Here is a 1,204-nt window from a genome sequence, read left to right as displayed (position 1 = left end):
ATGTGGTCGGGGTGGGTGGCGATGTCGAGTGCGGTGTGGGCGTGTCGGCGCGGGTTGGGTTTGGGGTCGGTGTCGATGACGGCGCGGATCATGGGGTGCAGTCGGCTGGTGGTGCGCAGGGCGCGGTCGCGGTCGGGGACGTGTTGGAGGAAGGTGCAGATGCCGATGGCCTGGTGGGGGTCGGTCCAGTGCAGGGCGTTGATGCGTTTCCAGCAGTAGGCGGTGGCGTTGTCGCGCCAGGTGTGGCTGATGTTGTGTTTGTGGAGGTATCCGGCGAGGAGTGCGGTGAGTCCGAGGTCGCTGGTGAAGTCGTGGTGCTGCTGCCACCAGGGGGCGGCTTCGGTGTGGCGGACGTTGGGTCGTACGCAGGGCAGGCCGCCGTCGGGGTTGGTGACGGTGGTGAGGTAGCGGCAGATGCCGGTGCCGAGGGTGGTGGGGATGGGCCCGAGGTCGTCGAGGTAGCGCAGGGCGATCTCGGTGGCGGCGGGTTGGCTGGTGTGTCCGCGCAGGTCGGGGTCGAGTCCGTTGCCGTAGCCGCCGTCGAGGTTGCGGTAGGCGGAGAGTGCGGAGCGGACGGGTTCGGTGGGTCCGTTCTGGAAGAGGTGGGCGAAGCGGAGCCGGTCGATGAGCCGGGCGTTTCGCATGGTGAAGTGTTCTGCGGCGCGAAGGGAGTCCCAGGTCACAACGGTCATGTCTTCGACGGTACGTCCGTGTGCGGGGCGGGGAAATGGTTGGCGGGCCAATCCATTCGCGATCTTTACGCGCGGTTCGGGGTGGTGTTGCGTGTGCGTCTTCGGGTGAGGATGAGGAGTCCTGCCCAGGAGGTGAGGACGGCGAGGGCGACGGTGAGCTGTGCGGTGAGCAGGTGCTCGGCGGGGTAGACGATACCGGTGAGGTAGTGGTCGATGAAGCCTTCCGGGGGCAGTCCTTGTTGTCCGGCGCGTCGGCGGGCCCAGTTCTCGACGTGGGTGAGGGGGCAGGGCCAGCCGATGAGGGTGATGGCGAGTCCGTACAGGGCGCAGCCGAGGTGGATCCACAGGGTGCGGGGCCACTTCCAGGCGAGGAATCCGCCGAGGGCGAGGTAGGCGAGGAAGGCCAGGTGCACGACCATGGCGGTGTCGGCGATGAGCCGGTAGGTCATCGTCTGGCCTCCTGGGCGTGTGGTGGGTCCTCCTTGTTCCCAGTATCGGCGCCGTCGTGCGTC

General features: G+C 67.8%; 2 protein-coding genes. Both read right to left on the bottom strand.

The genetic code is table 11. The features are described 5' to 3' along the window. Positions 1 to 683: prenyltransferase (locus DQW06_RS20240; RefSeq protein ID WP_232833095.1), on the bottom strand; the 683-nt coding region annotated here is incomplete at its 3' end. 74 nt (positions 684 to 757) lie between these two features. Next, positions 758 to 1,141, bottom strand: coding sequence for a DUF2784 domain-containing protein (locus DQW06_RS20235; RefSeq protein WP_013154179.1), 384 nt, complete (start codon positions 1,139 to 1,141; stop codon positions 758 to 760). Positions 1,142 to 1,204 lie beyond the last annotated feature (63 nt).

Source organism: Nocardiopsis sp. TNDT3, from assembly GCF_003427465.1.
GTDB lineage: Bacteria > Actinomycetota > Actinomycetes > Streptosporangiales > Streptosporangiaceae > Nocardiopsis > Nocardiopsis dassonvillei.
The sequence above is the reverse complement of the archived record's forward strand: the minus strand, read 5'-3'. Positions and strand labels throughout refer to the sequence as shown.

Bases quoted from the DNA above. Each gene is read 5' to 3' on its own strand.
- DQW06_RS20235 (WP_013154179.1), bottom strand. From the start codon at position 1,141: ATGACCTACCGGCTCATCGCCGACACCGCCATGGTCGTGCACCTGGCC.